Annotated in this window: 13 protein-coding genes; all 13 read right to left on the reverse strand. The window is 35.0% G+C overall.

The genetic code is table 11. The annotated features are described in order from the left end of the window. Nucleotides 1-167: 167 nt before the first annotated feature. Nucleotides 168-1,343, reverse strand: a complete 1,176-nt coding sequence (locus N4A57_RS06950) for a M20 metallopeptidase family protein (protein WP_293657100.1) — start codon at nucleotides 1,341-1,343, stop codon at nucleotides 168-170. 29 nt (nucleotides 1,344-1,372) lie between these two features. Beyond that, a complete protein-coding gene (locus N4A57_RS06955; protein WP_293657101.1) occupies nucleotides 1,373-2,338 on the reverse strand; it encodes an ABC transporter ATP-binding protein in 966 nt (321 codons plus the stop codon). A 14-nt stretch (nucleotides 2,339-2,352) separates the two neighbouring features. Next, nucleotides 2,353-3,315, reverse strand: a complete 963-nt coding sequence (locus tag N4A57_RS06960; RefSeq protein WP_293657102.1) for an ABC transporter ATP-binding protein — start codon at nucleotides 3,313-3,315, stop codon at nucleotides 2,353-2,355. A 19-nt stretch (nucleotides 3,316-3,334) separates the two neighbouring features. Beyond that, complete coding sequence (locus tag N4A57_RS06965; RefSeq protein WP_293657104.1) at nucleotides 3,335-4,252, reverse strand: ABC transporter permease; 918 nt, start codon at nucleotides 4,250-4,252, stop codon at nucleotides 3,335-3,337. Next, the gene (locus N4A57_RS06970) at nucleotides 4,239-5,222 is read right to left on the reverse strand and encodes an ABC transporter permease (RefSeq protein ID WP_293657106.1); all 984 of its coding nucleotides are present in this window, start codon (nucleotides 5,220-5,222) and stop codon (nucleotides 4,239-4,241) included. Before N4A57_RS06970 ends, N4A57_RS06965 begins: the two co-directional genes overlap by 14 nt. Before the next feature lie 74 nt (nucleotides 5,223-5,296). Then, nucleotides 5,297-6,841 (reverse strand): ABC transporter substrate-binding protein, encoded by a 1,545-nt coding sequence (locus N4A57_RS06975; protein ID WP_293657108.1) that lies wholly within the window; start codon nucleotides 6,839-6,841, stop codon nucleotides 5,297-5,299. A 39-nt stretch (nucleotides 6,842-6,880) separates the two neighbouring features. Next, nucleotides 6,881-8,494: a gamma-glutamyltransferase gene (ggt, locus tag N4A57_RS06980; RefSeq protein ID WP_293657128.1), complete on the reverse strand. Its 1,614-nt coding sequence runs from the start codon at nucleotides 8,492-8,494 to the stop codon at nucleotides 6,881-6,883. A gap of 20 nt (nucleotides 8,495-8,514) precedes the next feature. Continuing rightward, the gene (gene ggt / locus N4A57_RS06985) at nucleotides 8,515-10,167 is read right to left on the reverse strand and encodes a gamma-glutamyltransferase (protein ID WP_293657110.1); all 1,653 of its coding nucleotides are present in this window, start codon (nucleotides 10,165-10,167) and stop codon (nucleotides 8,515-8,517) included. 34 nt (nucleotides 10,168-10,201) lie between these two features. Beyond that, nucleotides 10,202-11,350: an alanine racemase gene (alr, locus tag N4A57_RS06990; RefSeq protein ID WP_293657111.1), complete on the reverse strand. Its 1,149-nt coding sequence runs from the start codon at nucleotides 11,348-11,350 to the stop codon at nucleotides 10,202-10,204. Nucleotides 11,351-11,789: 439 nt separating this feature from the next. Continuing rightward, entirely contained in the window at nucleotides 11,790-13,205 is a 1,416-nt protein-coding gene (locus tag N4A57_RS06995; RefSeq protein ID WP_293657112.1) for a LysM peptidoglycan-binding domain-containing protein, read from the reverse strand. Between the two features lie 124 nt (nucleotides 13,206-13,329). Further along, entirely contained in the window at nucleotides 13,330-13,875 is a 546-nt protein-coding gene (nrdG, locus tag N4A57_RS07000) for an anaerobic ribonucleoside-triphosphate reductase activating protein (protein ID WP_293657113.1), read from the reverse strand. Nucleotides 13,876-13,892: 17 nt separating this feature from the next. Continuing rightward, nucleotides 13,893-16,253 (reverse strand): anaerobic ribonucleoside triphosphate reductase, encoded by a 2,361-nt coding sequence (locus tag N4A57_RS07005; RefSeq protein WP_293657130.1) that lies wholly within the window; start codon nucleotides 16,251-16,253, stop codon nucleotides 13,893-13,895. Between the two features lie 353 nt (nucleotides 16,254-16,606). Beyond that, a complete protein-coding gene (locus N4A57_RS07010; RefSeq protein ID WP_293657114.1) occupies nucleotides 16,607-17,962 on the reverse strand; it encodes a L,D-transpeptidase family protein in 1,356 nt (451 codons plus the stop codon). Between the last annotated feature and the right edge of the window lie 30 nt (nucleotides 17,963-17,992).

The following is a 17,992-nucleotide window of genomic DNA, read 5'->3' on the forward strand; positions in this document are numbered from 1 at the left end:
ATGCTACTCCAACATGACACATGAACCTATATACGAAGATTCACACTTTCGCTTGTGACAAGGACTTGGGTGGAAAAGATTTTCAATATATTTTCCTGAAATAGGCTCACATAAAGCAAGTTTATACACCAGAAATCTATAGTATGGAAAATATTTTTTGAATATGCCTAATACTTTAATAAAGATAGTACATTCTTTACCTGTAACTCTACTCCTGTTTTCATGCAATTTTCGTCCACATCAAAATTCACATTGTGCAGTGGCTCCGTAATGCCCTTTTCCTTATTTCCACATCCAAGATGAAAAAATGCACCTTCAGTGTTTTGGAGAAAATATGAAAAGTCTTCACCACCTAGGCTTGGAAATTCTTTCATCTTAATTTTCTCTTCACCTACAACACTTATGGCATTCTCTTTAATTAAGTCAACAACCCTATTATCATTCACTAAAGCAATGTACCCATCTTTAAATATTGCTTCCCCACTACCGCCATAGGCTCTAGCAGTATTTTCAACAATAGATGAAATTCGATCCTTAGCATATTGCCTTGTTTCTGAGTCTAATGTTCTCAATGTTCCCGTAATGGCAACTTCATCTGTTATAATATTGTTTTTTGTACCTCCATTGATCGTTCCTAAGGATAACACCAAAGAGTCTAAGGGCGAAATATTTCTACTCACCAAGGTTTGTAGTGACGAAACAACATTTCCAGCAATGACAATGGCATCTACAGCTGTATTAGGATAAGCCGCATGTCCTGACTTCCCATGAACTTTGATCGTAACACTTCCTGATTGAGCATTTAACTTACCATATTTTAGCTCTACCTCCCCTACCTCTAAATAAGGCATCACGTGTAGCCCTATAACATAATCCACATGGGGATTTCCCATGCATCCTTCCTTCACCATACGTTCAGCTCCACCTATGGCCTCCTCAGCTGGTTGGAAGAATAATTTAATATTACCTTGTATATGTTCTTCCATTTCCTTTAAAATTTTTGCTGTGCCCAACAGGATAGACGTGTGTACATCATGTCCACAAGCATGCATTACGCCTATATTTTTTGACTTGAAATCTTTTCCATTATCCTCAAGTATGGGAAGAGCATCCATATCAGCTCTTACTGCCACTGTTTTTCCCTGAGATTTTCCTCTAATTATACCTACTACTCCCGTATCAGCAATGCCCCTTTCATACTCAATATTCCACTCATCCAAATATTCACAAATTTTATCTGAAGTCCTAATTTCTTTTCCACTTAACTCAGGGTACATATGAAAATCTCTTCTGATTTGAACAAGTTCATCAAATATTTCTTCCACCCTTTTCTTTATATGCATAATTACCTCTCCTCACCTATTTTAACTTTTTATTCAATACCATTAATTTCTTTTACATAGTGACACGCCACATGATGGTTATCTTTGATTTCTATCATTTCAGGTTGTACCTGATGGCATCTATCCTTGGCATACTTACATCTCATTGCAAATCTACAGCCTGGTTTTGGATTAATTGGTGAAGAGATCTCACCCGTTAGGAGTATTCGCTTCCTTTTATGTCCGATTTTAGCTATGGGAATAGCTGACAAAAGGGCTTGAGTATATGGATGATATTGATTTTCAAATAGTTTATCAGCACTTGCATATTCAACCATATTTCCTAAATACATAACTAATATATTATCAGAAATATGCTTCACCACTGATAGATCATGGGTAATGAATAAATATGTTAAATCTCTCTCCTCTTGTAAGTCTTGCATAAGATTTAATACTTGTGCTTGAATGGACACATCTAGGGCTGACACAGGTTCATCACACACAATAAATTTAGGTTCTAAGGCTAAAGTCCGAGCAATACCAACCCTCTGTCTCCTTCCACCATCCAGTTCATGAGGATAGGAATTCACAAGTCTATCTGCTATGCCCACTGTATCCATCAACTCAGAGACTTTCTTGGCTATGGTTTTATTATCCTTATACATATTGGAAACAATCATTGGCTCTCCTATAATTTGGCTTACAGTCATCCTTGGATTTAATGATGAAAATGGATCTTGAAAGACAATCTGCATGTCTTTTCTAAGCTCTTTAAGTCTTTTTCCTGAAACATTTGTAATATCTTCCCCATCAAATTTAATTTGCCCATCTGTATTTTTAAGCAGGTGAATAAGAGTTCTACCTAAAGTAGATTTACCGCATCCTGACTCACCAACAACACCTAATGTTTCTCCCTTTTGTATCTTAAAACTTATGTTGTCTACTGCATGGAGCATACCTCCAGGGGTTTTAAAATACTTTTTTAGATTGTTCACCTCAATAAATGCATTCATGATATCCTCCAGTATTAATAATATTTATGACACTTTACAAAATGTCCTGTATCTACTTCTGTAGTAATTGGCTCCTTATGAACACAGACTTCACTCCTATTAGGACATCGATCAGCAAAATTACATCCATCCGGTAAATTAGAAGGGTCTGGCATAAGACCTTCAATTGGATTTAGTCTTTTTACATTCTCACTAAAATTAGGTATGGATCCAAACAAGCCCTTAGTGTATGGATGTTTTGTATTTTCATATATATGCTCTAACGTTCCGTACTCAACAACTTCTCCAGCGTACATAATAGCCACCTTATCACACATTTCAGCTACAACTCCTAAATCATGGGTGATTAACAACATGGACATATTGTACTCCTTCTTCAATTGATTCATTAGCTCCATTACTTGAGCCTGTATGGTAACATCTAAAGCAGTAGTAGGCTCATCAGCAATGAGGAGTGTGGGATTGCACGCAAGGGCAATGGCTATTACAACTCGTTGTTTCATACCCCCTGAGAATTGATGAGGATAATCTCCAAATCTTTCTCCAGAAATCCCCACTGTCTCTAACATTTTTTGTGCTTTTATATTTGCTTCTACAAGGGATACCTTCTCATGTAGTCGTATAACTTCAGCAATCTGGTCTCCTACTGTAATCACTGGATTTAGTGAAGTCATAGGATCTTGAAATATCATAGAAATCTTACTTCCCCTAATCTTTCTTATTTCATTTAATGACTTCTTGTTAAGATTTTCCCCTTCAAATAGAATTTCTCCACCTATAATTTTGCCCGGTGGATCAGGCACTAGTCTCATGATACTTAAAGCTGTAGTAGTTTTTCCAGCTCCAGTTTCCCCTACCAACCCAAGGGTTTCCCCTTTATTTAAAACAATTGAAACATTATTAATAGCTTTAACAGTGCTCTCCTGGGTAGCGTAGTGGACGGTCAAGTTCTTTATTTCTAGTAATTTTTCACTCATATGAATACCTCTTTTTTATCTAGTTTTTTAGACGCGGGTCAAGGGCGTCTCTCAATCCATCACCAAAAAGATTAATGGAAAATATAGTATACATTATTGCAAGACCAGGAAAAGTAACAATATACCACTGATCCCTAATATATGCCCTACCTGCTGATAGCATGGATCCCCATTCTGGTGTGGGAGGTTGTACTCCTAGGCCTATAAAACTTAAACTTGATGCAGACAATATGGATGTTGCAACACTCATAGTGGCCTGAACAATAATAGGAGCCATACAATTAGGCAATATATGTTTAAGTATAATTCTACTGTCACTAGTGCCAATGGCTTTGGCTGCTTCAACGTATTCTTGCTCTTTTACAGATAATATGGACGCCCTAACAATACGTGCATAACCTGGAATAGACCCAATACCTACTGCAATCATCACATTTGTCAATCCCTGGCCTAAAGTTGCCGCTATGGATATTGCCAACAAAATTCTTGGAATTGCCATCATGATATCAATAAATCTCATAATAATATTGTCTGTATTTCCCCCATAAAATCCTGAAATTGCTCCTAAAAGTGTACCTACTGCTGCAGATATACTTACGGATACAAAACCAACTAGGAGAGATATTCTACTTCCATATAACACTCTACTAAATATATCCCTTCCCAGATTATCAGTGCCAAATATATGGGCACTAGAAGGTGGTATAAATCGGCGAGAAAGCAATTGATCATCTGGTCCATAGGGTGCAATAACATTGGCAAAAATGGAACAAAAAATAAGTACAAGTAACATATATAATCCCAGCATGGCAGCCTTATTTCTCTTTAATCGAATCCAAACTGCTTTCCATAAACTCTGCCCCTTACTGCTAAACTCGTCTTCATCTGCATTAAAATTTTTCTTTTCTTCATATACAACACTATTATTTTTCTCCATAAGCCAGCTCCACTTTTCTTCTTTTTTTATTTTTCTTATTAGAAACATATTGTGATTTAATTCTAGGATCAACAAAGGCATACAATATGTCTACACCTAGATTGACAAAACTAAAGACAACAGCTATAAACAATACTCCACCTTGGACCATGGGAAAATTTCTCATAGCAATGGAATCTACCATCAATTTCCCAATACCTGGTATGGCAAAAATAGACTCGGTCAAAACTGCCCCACCTAGAAGTGCTCCGAAAGAAATACCTACAACTGTGATTACAGGAATTAATGCATTTTTAAGAGCATGCTTAAGAATAACAACCCTCTCAATTTGCCCTTTAGCCCTTGCAGTACGAATGTAATCTTGTCTAATAACTTCTAACATGCTAGATCTTGTCATACGCATAATTTTGGCAGCAGAGCTTGTTCCAATAGTCATGGCTGGCAAAATCCAATATTTCGGCCCTGAGAAACCAGAAGCTGGAAGCCATTTTAGTATAATTGAGAAAAGAATTATAGACATTAATCCCTGCCAAAAATTAGGCATGGACACTCCAGCTAAGGAAATACCTGTGGCCAGATTGTCAAAGATTGAGTACTGCTTTGTTGCTGCTATGATCCCAGCCGTTATGCCAATTACTACAGATACTGTAACACTTAAAACTGCCAATAGCATTGTGTTTGGAAATCTTAGTAATATTTCTTCTGTAACGGGTCTTTGTGTTGTATATGATGTACCTAAGTTACCTTCAAATACTATACCCTTTACATACTTTGCATATTGAGTTAAAAATGGTTCATCAAGACCTAACTCTTGCCTTAGCATATGAATACTCTGTTCAGAAGCATCATCTCCTAGTAGCAACTGAGCAGGATCTCCCGGTGTAAAATACATCAATGTAAATATTACGAAAGAAACCCCCAAAAATACGGGTATCATCATAAGTAACCTTTTGAGTATAAATTTAAACATCCTTAACGCCCCTTTACTTTAGAAAGGCGAGACAAAATTCACATTTCATCTCCCTTTCTCCAATTATCACCTTATTATTTTTCATAGACTACTACTTTTGCCAGGTTTGGCGTATTACTTGGGCTAACCTCAAAATTTTCAACATGTGTACCTGTTCCATATACTACACTTGGAAAAGCAATAGGAATCATATACTTACCATCCCATAAATAATCTTGAAGTTCCTCGTAGACTTTTTTCCTAGCTTCAGGTTCATAGGTTTTCATTCCCTTATCTAGCAGTTCATCAATTTTTGGATCTGTTGAATGGAAAGATCCTTTCGTATATGAAGAATCCCACATCCACAGCACATGTCCAGGATCACCAGTAGTGGCAGTCTGACTAGCAATTACTACTTCAAAGACTTCTTTACTTGCCAAATAAGTAGCCTTATCCATAATCTTTATTTCCACGTTCACTCCAACATTCTTCCACATATTTTGAATAATTTCTGTAACATTCCTATGCTTTTTATCTTGGTTTGTCTTTAATTTTATGTTCATTCCACCGGCGAATCCAGCTTCAGCTAATAATTTTTTCGCTTTTTCTGGGTCATAAGGAGTCTTTCCAATGGATTTGTAACCGAAGATTGTTGTAGGCATTACGCTATCAGCAACCTTTGCAGTTCCACTAAATACAGCATCTACTAAAGATTCTTTATCAATGGCATAGGAAAACGCTTCCCTCACCTTTGGATCTTTAAAACGCTCATCTTGCAAATTTAACACTAAATATGTAATTTTGTAGCTAGGTCCCTTTAACACTTGTAATTCTGGTGCTTCCTCTAATCTTCTAATATCGTTTTCATCAATATCAAATACAGCATCAGCTCCACCGGTTTCTAACTCTATTGCTCTATTTGCAGGTTCACTAATAAACTTAATAACTAAATCCTTGTACTGTGGCTTTTCTCCCCAATAATTATCATTGCGTTCTAAGGTAATACTCGTACCATTTACCCATTCCTTTAACTTTAATGGACCTGTCCCAACGGGATTACGTCCATATTCCACTTCTCCCATTTCTTCCATGGCCTTCTTAGAAACAATGGCAGCCCTAGAGTATGTCAAATAGTTATACACGGCTGCAAATGGAGTTTTTAGTTTAACATCAACTGTAAACTTATCAACTACTGATGTATTTTCACCATCGAAGGAGCTAAATATAGTTGCTGTAAGGGGCATTTTTGTAGCCCTGTTAATGGTATACTTTACATCTTCCCCAGTTAACTGATCACCATTGTGAAAATATACATCATCACGTAGATAGAATCTTACGGTGGTATCATCAATCACTTCCCATTTCTTTGCAATACCAGGAATTAGATTCCCTTCCTCATCCTTTTGTATCAATGTATCATATAAAACCCTTTCAGTTGCATAGGCCACTAGTTGAGAATTGTTTTGTGGATCAAGGTTACCTGGCTCACCTTTGAATACAACAGTAAAAGTATCTTTCTTAACTTTTTCACCAGTAGACTCAACATTGGCACTAGTATCTACTCCATTTTTAGACGAACATGCCGTAATAAACAAACTTAAAACAATCAAAAGTGCCATAATTCTGGATATTTTCTTCATACTTTTTGCCTCCTCCATTATTTATCAAATATTTATCTCTTAATATCCCATCACAACTCCGTCTCTTCTTGGGTCAGCAACACCTTCCATTTCTCCATGACTTTTGTAAAGTACTGACTGAACTGAGCCCATCTTTCTATCCCATTGCCCTAAGGGATTAACCTTATGTCCCATACTCTTTAGTTGATTTATTGTATTTTGTGAAATCCTATTTTCAAATAGAAGTTCATTATTCATATCATTGAATATTCGTGGAGAGTAAACGGCCTCTTTCAAGCTCATTTTATGGTCCACAAGCTTTGATATGACTTGAACCACTGTAGAAATAATTTTTGCACCTCCTGGAGTTCCAAGAATTGCAAAGGGCTTGTTTTCTTTCAATATGAGTGTTGGACTCATAGAGCTAAGAGGTTTCTTTCCAGCAATTACTGAATTCTTTTTACCATGTCCTTTAGCGAATCCTCTCATTTGGTTGTTCAGTACAATTCCTGTATCTTTAGTCACAACTCCAGATCCAAAAAAGCCACTGATAGTTTTAGTTACTGAAACCATATTCCCATCTGCATCCCCAATAGAAAAGTGTGTCGTTTCTGATGATTCATACTTCCATGGATCATGGCAATTGTATTCTAAGCAGATCTCCTCATTTATTTTATTACTGAGTTTTTTTCCATATGATTTTGAAGTCAATCCTTTTATGGGTACGTCCACAAAATTCATATCTCCCATATACTCAGCCCTGTCAGCAAGGCTAATTTTAAAAATTTCAGATAATACATGAATATATTGGGCTGAATTCACTTCCATTGATTTCACATTAAAATTTTCTAAAATGTTTAGCATTTGAACAACGTGGGTTCCTCCAGAACTAGGTGGCGGGGTAGATATGATTTCATAACCCCTATATTGTCCACAAATAGGTGAATAGACATTTACTTTGTAATTCTTTAGATCTTCTAGAGTCATATATCCACCTGCATCTTTCACAGCCGTTACAATACTCTGGGCAACTTTCCCCTTATAAAAACCATCTCTTCCCATTTCTGAAATTATCCTTAGGGTCTTAGCGAGGAATGGATTTCTGAATATTTCTCCTTGTGTATAAGGCAATCCATTTTTCAAATAAACATCCTTACCACCACCATATTTTAGAAATTTTTCTTCACAATCCTTAATATCCCCTTCAAGTAAAGAAGTAACTTTAAACCCCTTCTCAGCCAACTCAATAGAAGGTGACATTACCTTCTTAAGTGGCATGGTTCCGTAATTTTCCAGAGCATATATTAGACCTGCCACTTCTCCTGGAACACATATGGCTTTGCCACCAGTTCCCTTTTCATCATCTAAAATATCACCATGCTCATCAGTCTTCCACATATTAGGTGATGCACCAGTAGGAGCCACTTCCCTAAAATCGATACAAAAAACTTCTCCAGTATGTCCTTTTCTAACTGTCATAAAACCACCACCACCTATGCCAGAAGCATTAGGCTCACAAACCCCAATGGCAAACCCAACTGCCACTGCAGCATCGATAGCATTACCACCATCTTTTATAATTTCAATTCCAATCTTTGTAGCTTCTTCCTTAGCAGTAGATACAATAACACTATTTCCTACATCGTATCTCCTATACGCCTCTTCAGATCCCATTATAATCACCTCTACATATTTTAATAGCCATATGCCTTCCCGTCTCTTCGCGGGTCGGCAGCTCCAGTCAATTCTCCATTCATTTCATATTTAATTCCTTGAACCGCTCCTAATCGTCTATCCCAATCACCAATTTTCTTTACTTTATGACCCATAAGCCTTAATTTCATAGCTACTCTAGTTGAAATTCTTCCCTCATAGGAAATTTCATTTCGAGTATCATCAATAATCCTTGGAGAATCAATAGCATCTTGTATATCCATTTCATGGTCAATGAGTTTTGAAATCACTTGAACCAACGTGGAAATAATCCTGCTGCCACCAGGAGTACCTAATATGGCAAATGGCCTATTATCCTTTAGTATAATGGTGGGACTCATGGAACTTAAGGGTTTTTTACCTGATTCTATAGAATTAGGATTATCATCCTCAGTGGAAAAATCAGCAACTTGATCATTTAGTAAAATTCCAGTATCTCCAGCCACTACACAAGATCCAAAGAAGTGGTTTATAGTTTTTGTCACAGATACAAGATTCCCCTTCTCATCTCCTATAGAATAGTGGGTTGTATCTTCGTGTTCATATAACCATGGGTCTTTACATTCATATTCTTTGGAATGGAATTCATCAATTATTTTTGTTAATTCTTTACTGTACTCCTTTGAACTAAGTCCTTTCACAGGAACATTTACATATTTTGTATCACCCATATGCTTTGCTCGGTCAGTATAGGCAATCTTAAATACTTCTGAGAACATATGCAAATACTTGGCAGAATTTACTTCCATAGATTTAATGTCATAATGTTCCAGCATATTTAGGATCTGAATAATATGTGTTCCACCAGAACTAGGCGGTGGAGAAGATATAATAGTATAACCCCTATAGTTACCTATTACGGGTGACCTTACTTCAACTCTATAGTTTTCCAAATCTTCCTTATCCAGTACACCACCGTAAAGTTTCACCGTTTCCACGATTTCATTTGCAATATGACCTTTATAAAAGGCATCTCTCCCTCCCTGGGCAATATGTCTTAATGACTTTGCCAAATTAGGATTAGTAAATCTTTCACCCACCTTATATGGTTTCCCATCCTTAAGAAAGGTTTTCCTACTCATTTCATACCTTTTCAAATATTCAACATATTTCTTCATATCTCCTGCTAGTAAAGGAGAAACATAAAATCCCTCCTCTGCAAGTTTTATAGATGGTTCTAAAACATCTGCCAAAGTCATGGTGCCATATTTTTCAAGAGCATAGATTAATCCTGCTACCTCCCCAGGAGTGCACACGGATTTTCCACCAATGGCATTTTCCTGATTCAATACCTTCCCATCACTACCCACAGTAAACAAACTAGATGATATCTTCTGTGGAGCAACTTCCCTAAAATCAACAAACACATTTTCCTTTGATAGGCCATCTCTAATAAGAATAAATCCTCCTCCACCTAATCCAGAAGCATTTGGTTCGCAAACACCTATGGCAAATCCAACAGCCACTGCTGCATCTATGGCACTACCTCCTTTTTTCATAATCTCAATTCCAATCTTTGAGACCTCTTCCTTGCCTGTAGATACCATTCCTTTTCTTCCCCTAGCCCATCTTCCACTTCGAATCATATTTCCGTTTATATCAAAGACAGTACTCTTTACACCTTGGTCATTCATAGCTCATAGCAATTCCTTTCTTAATAAATTTACCCTATAAGTAATTCAAGACTTTTACAATCTTGCCACTTTTCTTATAAATCCTAGGGGTCCTTCGTGTTATTCTACATACAATTTCATTCTTATTTGTGGCTCCTAACTCTGAAGCTTCCTGTATACTCACGGAATTATTACTTCCATCACCATAAATAATCACTTCATCACCTACAGCCACAGGATTCAGATCTGTAAGATCTACCATGGATTGATCCATACAAATCACACCTATGAGTGGAGCTTTTTTCCCTTTAATGGTCACATATCCCTTATCTGTCATATTTCTTGGATAACCATCCGAGTATCCAAAGGGCATTGTTCCAACAATGGTATCACGTGGTGCTCTCCATTTGTAGTTGTAACTCACACCTTCACCCTTTTTTATCTTCTTTATATGATATATTTTTGATTTAAAACTAACAGCCTGTTTTAGCTTCAATTCATCAGACCTATAGGATTTTAAACCGTATATAATTGCACCCGCCCTTATCATATCCAATCTGTATTGTGGATAATTAACTCCAGCTATACTGTCACAAATATGCTTATACTTAAATTTAAAATTATCTTCCTCAATTTTAGATATGGCTGATATAAACTTTTCATACTGCAATTTATCCTCATCTACTCCAGCTAAAGCAAAGTGGGAAAATATACCCTCCACATGTAAATTTTCAAGTCTACAAATAGCCTTAATCTCCTCAATACTTTGGTCATTGTCTTGAAATCCAAGTCTATTGAATCCCGTATCATACTTAATATGGACTATAGGTTTTTTACCAAATCGTTTACCAAGCTCATTTAAAATAATTCCTTGTTCTAATGAAAAGATAGTTTGGATTATTTCTCCTTTAACTATATATTCTAGCTGTTCGTTTGGAGTATATCCCATGATAAAAATCCTATATTTTTCATATTTTTCTCTAAGCTCTAAAGCTTCTGTCAACGTGGCCACAGCTAAGTAATCTCCACCGTTTTCCATAATAGTTGGAGCTATATCTAAAGCACCATGGCCATATCCATTTGATTTTACTACTGCGGCAATAGCCACCTCATTCCCAACCATTTTTCTGATGGCTTTCACATTATAAGCAATACTGTCTAAATCAACTTCTAAAACCGTATCTCTTAAACAGACCTCATTCATTAATCACTCTCACCAACCCCTCTATAAAATGTCACTTATGAATATATGCAAAATTCATGCCATAATTTTCTGGTTTTTTCATGGGAATATTGCAAATTTTGATAAGATAACGACAACTTTTTTGGAGAAACTGGAGAATAGGTACCCATTTCCTCCATTTTCTCCATTTTTAATAAATAAGATGTATATTCCTTATATAAGACATAAATATAAAAGTCCCTAGGAAAAATCTTCACTAGGAACTTTTATATTTTAGGTATTGTCCATCTATAAGGCATATTCAAAAATAAATTATTCATTTCACTGGTTATTTGAATTATTTTCTTCGTTATGGAATCGCTTACATATGTTTAATATGCTCGCTCACTATGCCTTGAAAATAATCCAAATTCCTCAGAGAACTGACTAGTTTATTTCTTTCATATACCTATAAAATTACTTACAATTCTTTTCTAATATTAAAATTATCCTCTAGTAAGACCCAATTTTGTGGATAGGGATAACCTAAAACCCAGTAGCTAATGCCACTTAAATTATAATCCTTCACCGCATCAAATTTTGCTTGGGCACTACGGGCATCCTCAAACCAAACTTCGTGCATTCGCCCTTCTTCATCCCTATAACGATAATATGGTGATTGGGCTATCTCATCATATTTTATAGTTGCACCATATTTTACTGCCTTTAATATGGCTTCCTGTGGACTAAACGTTTTTGCTTCTTGACCTTTCCTATGGGGAAGTAACCAGTCTCTGGCATATATTTGAAAACCAAAATATATCTTCTCCCTAGGTATAACAGTAACTGCATAATCAAGAACTCTCTTAATTTGATCCAGTGGTGAAATGGCTTGAGGTGGTCCAACACGAGCTCCCCATTCATATGTCATTAAAATCACAAAATCAGCAATTTTTCCATGGGCTTCGTAATCATGGGCTTCATATAGCAATCCCGGTTGATCTGCACTCACCTTTGGTGCTAGGGCACTTGACACAAAATAACCCTTTGGATGTAGACGCTCTACAGTACGCTCCATAAATTTATTATAGGGCTCACGATCTTTAGGAAGTACATTTTCAAAGTCCACATTTAAACCTTTGTATCTCTTTTCTTTCATAATATTTATTATGTTTGTCAATAATTTTTCTTGGATCTCATCACTATTTAGGATAATATTTGCAACATTTTCTCCCTTCTCTGTAGAAGTAAAGTTAGTAATTGACATGATAGGAACTACCCTTTGTTCATATGCTGTTTTAATAGCTGGCACATCCTTTATAACCTGAAGGCTTCCATCTTCTTTAATGAGATATGCAAAGGGACTTAAGTAAGTTAGATATTTTCCATCCTCCCTTACTATGGGGATTGCCTCTTTATCCAATTTATAAATATATCCATTCACATCCATGGGAGGTTTTTCTTTTCGAGGAATTATTAGAATCGTTCCTGGATATATACCACGTGGATCTTCAATATTATTTACCCTTAAAAGAGATTCTAGTGACACGCCATATCTTTTTCCAATCTCCCATGGCATTTCTCCCCTTTTAACATAGTGGCGAGGTGCTAGAATATATAACCTCTTACCAGGGTAAATAGATTTAGTATCACTAATTTTATTCACCTTAACAATGCTTTTAACTGATGTGCCATAATCCTTAGCAATTTTCCATAAACTTTCTCCTGGTCTTACTATATGAATACGATCTTGTGTTGGTATAACTAAGGATTGACCATTAACTAATCTGTTTGGATTTGGTAACTTATTGACTTCTATTATTTTTTTTATGGGAACCTTATAATTTGTTGAAATTTCCCAAAGTGATTCCCCCGGCTTCACCGTATGAATAAGCATAAAGCCATCCCTCCTTTTTTCCCTATACTATTAATTTATGAGAAATATCCTAAGAGGTGACATATACCTATTTATAATTAGGAACAAAAAAGTTCCTAGGAAAAACCTTCCCTAGGAACTTTTTTTATATTGTCATTGCTATTTCTTCCATATCATAATACTCTTTCTTAATCATAACCACTTTAGCAGCCAATGACTTTTTCACATCTATGATCCTTTGATTCTCAGAACCTCTAAATCTTAAAAGTAAGTTTTTTTCTTTCATAATAAAGGGTCCATCTACTAATACATCCACATATTCAAGTAATTCCTTCCAACCCTCTTTATATATTAATCCTTTATGATTTATTAATTCTTCAAAATTATAACCTGTATATGCCCATACATCTAAACCTAAACTCTTAGCTTCTTTAGCTATTTCTATACAAGGTATAGGCTGTTCAAAGGGATCTCCTCCTGATAGGCTAATTCCCTTATGAAGTCTTAGGGATCTTAATTCTTCTTTTATTTCTTCCGTGTCCATAACAAATCCTCCATTAAAATCATGGGTTGATTGGTTATGACATCCTCTACATTTATGAATACATCCTTGAGTCCAAATAACAGCCCTAAAACCAGGTCCATCTACTATGCTATCCTTTGTAATTTCATGAGATAAACGAATATCCATATTCAAACATCCTTCTTTTACATATTGTGTTTAGTTCTATCCTTTACTTCCGCTTGCTTTGCATTATTAAATCTTTCAACAGTTCCCACTAGGTATCCTGTGATTCTTCTTATTCTGTCAAATTTAATTCCATCGGCCTCTGTTCTTCCACATTTTGGACAAACCTCATCTATTACTCCATTGTAACCACATACAGGGTCCCTATCTACAGGATGGTTCACAGAACCATAACCTATGCCAGCTTCATGCATGGCCCTTACAATAGTTTCAAAGGCCTCTATATTGTCTGATGGCTTTCCATCTAACTCAATATATGTAATATGACCTGCATTAGTAAATTCATGATAAGGAGCTTCCCTTTGGATTTTATCATAGGCACTTATTTTATGATATACAGGAACATGGAATGAATTAGTATAATAGTCCTTATCTGTTATTCCCTTTATTTCACCATATTTTTCCCTATCTGATCTTGTAAACCTTCCAGAAAGACCTTCTGCTGGTGTTCCTATTAAAGAGAAATTAAGTTTTTTGTCTTCTGATGCTCTATCTAACTTATCTCTCATATATTTTATAATCTTTATTCCTAATGTTTGGGCTTCTTCACTTTCTCCATGATGCTCTCCTATTAGGGCTTTTAAACACTCTGCTAAACCTATGAAACCTACAGTTAATGTTCCATGTTTTATTATTTCACTTAAATCATCCTCTGGATTTAAGTTATCAGAATCTAACCAAACCCCTTGACCCATAAGGAATGGGAAATTCTTTACCTTCTTGTTCTTTTGTACTTCCATTCTTTCTAATAATTGATCCATAACTAGTTCAATTTTTCCGTCTAAGGCTTTAAAGAATCCATCTATATTAGCATCTTTATTTAATACTTGACCATATTCTATGGCTAGTCTTGGAAGGTTAATAGATGTGAAGGATAAGTTACCCCTTCCCGTTACTATGTTCCTTGATGGATCATATGAATTACCCACAACCCTTGTTCTACAACCCATATAAGTTGCCTCTGTCTCTGGTCTATTTGGTACATAATATTTTTTATTAAATGGAGCATCTATAAAACTAAAGTTTGGGAATAATCTTTTAGCAGATACTCTACATGCTAATTTAAATAAATCATAGTTAGGATCTTCTTGATTATAATTTACTCCCTCTTTTACCTTAAATATGGATATGGGGAATATGGCCGTTTCTCCATTTCCAAGACCAGCTTCCGTTGATAGAAGTAAGTTTTTAGAAACCATTCTTCCTTCTTCTGAAATATCTGTTCCGAAATTAATACTACTAAATGGAACCTGTGCACCAGCCCTTGAGTGCATAGTATTTAAGTTATGAATAAAGGCCTCCATAGCTTGATAAGTTTTTCTATCCGTTTCTTTATAAGCATGTTTTTTTGCAAAATCATGTATTTTAGTAGCTTCATCCTTATTAATATTAAGCTTATCCATTAGGATCTTTATTATAAATTCATTTATTTCTGTTTCTTTTAATTGTATATCTTTACCTGAATCTTTCTCAGCCTTCTCTACAATCTCTATGACTAGTTTATCTCCATCCTCATCTTCCATGTTAAAGTTTAACGAAAGGGCCTTTGATAAATTAGAACAATAAAGCTTTTTATAAGTTTTTCTAACCCCTGGTGCTAATCCATAGTCTAGGAATGGAATACTTTGTCCTCCATGTTGATCGTTTTGATTAGACTGTATGGTAATAGCTGCAAGTGCTGCATAACTTCCTATGTCCTGGGGCTCCCTTAAAAACCCATGGCCTGTAGAAAAACCACCCTCAAATAATTTTAAAATATCTATTTGTGAACAAGTTAAAGTTCCCATGTTAAAGAAATCTAGATCATGAATATGAATATCTCCATTATCATGACATAGGGTGTGTTCCTTATTTAACATATGGGTTTTACAAAATTCCTTTGATACGGTGCTTCCATATTGAAGCATAGTTCCCATGGCTGTATTTCCATCTATGTTTGCATTTTCCCTTTTTGTATCACTTTCTTTTGCGTCTTTTAATGTAAGATTATGTATAGTTTTCATTAATCTAGTCTTAGATTCTCTACATCTACTTCTTTCTGCCCTATATAAAATATAAGCTTCACTAGTCTTTGCATGTCCTGTTTCTATTAGGGTCTTTATTATCATATCCTGTACTTCTTCAACTGTTGGTATATGGTCCGTATATTTTTTATTTAGAAGTTCAACAACATTATGTGTTAAATTCTCTGCCATCTGATAATTTGGTTTTTCACCTTCATTTTTAGCCACTTCACTAGCCGCTTTATATATTGCCCTAGTGATTTTCTTAAGCTCAAAATCTATAATTCTACCATCTCTTTTTTTTATTTTCTCAACCATTTGCAAACCTCTTTCCTCTATATGTTGTGTCCATAACTCTATTCCCATACTATATATAGATTATTATACAATAAAAAATGCCCTATTTTCTTGTAAGGGCCTAATTAATTTTTTCACATTATCTATTTTAGGCATATATGCCTAAAAAAATTTCATATTTGTCGTACCCTGTTATATTAATAGGAATAAGGTCGTGTGTCAAGTTCCGTATGGTCCATTAAATAGTATTTATATCTATTATTTCTCGCCTATTCTTTTGTTTATATTCTCTATTTATAATTTTCAAAGGGAAAGAAAAAAGGAATATGATTGAGAATAATTATACATCATATTCCTCTTTACATGTTCATAATTTATTCAATAACAATCACAGCACTTTCACCTATTTCTATCCAATCATATAGAAATTTTGCATGACTTGTATAATTTCTAACACATCTATGGGAGCGAGGGACGGTTCCTATTGTAAATAAGTATTCTCTCATACCAGGGTCCACCCTTTTGTCATTAATCATCTTAAAACTAACAGGAACACCGTGAATATAGGACCCTCCCATAAACCTTATGGCATAGGGTGCATATCCAGCAATTTCCCTTGTTCCATCCTTAAAATACAAAAACTTAGGTTTCCTTTCTATTGCCATAAAGTAACCTAGGGCTGTTTCAAGTTTATATTTTGATTTTTCTCCAGTAGTTGCAAATACATAGGATAGAAGGTTCCATTTACCTTCTTCATATTGAAAAACTCCTTCATTTTGATTTTTCCTATCTACAACTATTACTTTCTTTAAATTTTTAATAGAATTTCTAAAGGATATGAATTTTTTTGGTACCCAATAGTCACCTTGAAAATCAAGGGTATTGATTTTATAAAATCCTTCTTTTTTATCTAATATGGATACTAAAGTTCCATCGGGAATATATCTAAATAGACTTCTAACAGTGGGTTTTGTGTATGCTGGGGCTGATTGATATCTTCTTTCTCCATAATCATCAGTAGTTGTTCCCTTGTATAAGGGAGCCTTTCCATTTCTATTTTTATAATTAGCAATATATGCTGTTTTATTATTTTCCACTTGATCCTTTAAAATATTTAAAGATTCTACCATTTTATTAAATTGAAATTCACGGGCTTCACCTAACAAGCTAAATACATACCCATATTTAATTTGATCTGCCTCTTTCCAAAAGACCTTATACCATATGTCATCACCATATTTTTTTATATTTTCTCCTTTCACAGCTTCTATTATATTTATCTTTTCAAAATAAGATCCCTTTCCTAAGACCTTTGAATTGGTAGTTGGTTTTTCTCTTATATTTATATTTTTAGACAATATAAGAAAATAATTATAACTTATGGAATATTTGTCGTATTTAATATCCTCAATAATACTATTAGGTAATTGAGTATTAAAAGTTTTTACAATAACATATTCTTCCCTTTTTATATCTTCTATCTTCGTATCCTCTTTTACTTCTTCTTGAGAAATTAAAGTGTCCTCTTCCGTTTTATTTTCTATCTGTGCCCTTTTGGTTAAATCTTCATCTTCTTTTATATTAATACTATTTACATCTTCCTCTATATCCCTTGTGCTAGACTTATCTCCTCCACTATTTTGCCCCTTCCTGAGTAAAACTTCATTTATACTCCAAATTGAAAAAAGCATGAATAATATAATAGATAGGGTAAATATTTTTTTCTTCATGAAGTCCTCCCCTTTATTCATCCTATAAAG

Source organism: Anaeromicrobium sp., from assembly GCF_025210435.1.
In the GTDB taxonomy this organism is placed as follows: domain Bacteria; phylum Bacillota; class Clostridia; order Peptostreptococcales; family Thermotaleaceae; genus Anaeromicrobium.

What these genes read in the sequence shown, in the direction of transcription:
- ggt (WP_293657110.1), bottom strand. Translation starts at nt 10,167, where the DNA reads ATGAATGACCAAGGTGTAAAGAGTACTGTCTTTGATATAAACGGAAAT.
- N4A57_RS06995 (WP_293657112.1), bottom strand. Translation starts at nt 13,205, where the DNA reads ATGCTTATTCATACGGTGAAGCCGGGGGAATCACTTTGGGAAATTTCA.
- N4A57_RS06975 (WP_293657108.1), bottom strand. Translation starts at nt 6,841, where the DNA reads ATGAAGAAAATATCCAGAATTATGGCACTTTTGATTGTTTTAAGTTTG.
- ggt (WP_293657128.1), bottom strand. Translation starts at nt 8,494, where the DNA reads ATGGGATCTGAAGAGGCGTATAGGAGATACGATGTAGGAAATAGTGTT.
- N4A57_RS06965 (WP_293657104.1), bottom strand. Translation starts at nt 4,252, where the DNA reads ATGGAGAAAAATAATAGTGTTGTATATGAAGAAAAGAAAAATTTTAAT.
- N4A57_RS06960 (WP_293657102.1), bottom strand. Translation starts at nt 3,315, where the DNA reads ATGAGTGAAAAATTACTAGAAATAAAGAACTTGACCGTCCACTACGCT.
- N4A57_RS07005 (WP_293657130.1), bottom strand. Translation starts at nt 16,253, where the DNA reads ATGGTTGAGAAAATAAAAAAAAGAGATGGTAGAATTATAGATTTTGAG.
- N4A57_RS06955 (WP_293657101.1), bottom strand. Translation starts at nt 2,338, where the DNA reads ATGAATGCATTTATTGAGGTGAACAATCTAAAAAAGTATTTTAAAACC.
- nrdG (WP_293657113.1), bottom strand. Translation starts at nt 13,875, where the DNA reads ATGGATATTCGTTTATCTCATGAAATTACAAAGGATAGCATAGTAGAT.
- N4A57_RS06950 (WP_293657100.1), bottom strand. Translation starts at nt 1,343, where the DNA reads ATGCATATAAAGAAAAGGGTGGAAGAAATATTTGATGAACTTGTTCAA.
- alr (WP_293657111.1), bottom strand. Translation starts at nt 11,350, where the DNA reads ATGAATGAGGTCTGTTTAAGAGATACGGTTTTAGAAGTTGATTTAGAC.
- N4A57_RS06970 (WP_293657106.1), bottom strand. Translation starts at nt 5,222, where the DNA reads ATGTTTAAATTTATACTCAAAAGGTTACTTATGATGATACCCGTATTT.
- N4A57_RS07010 (WP_293657114.1), bottom strand. Translation starts at nt 17,962, where the DNA reads ATGAAGAAAAAAATATTTACCCTATCTATTATATTATTCATGCTTTTT.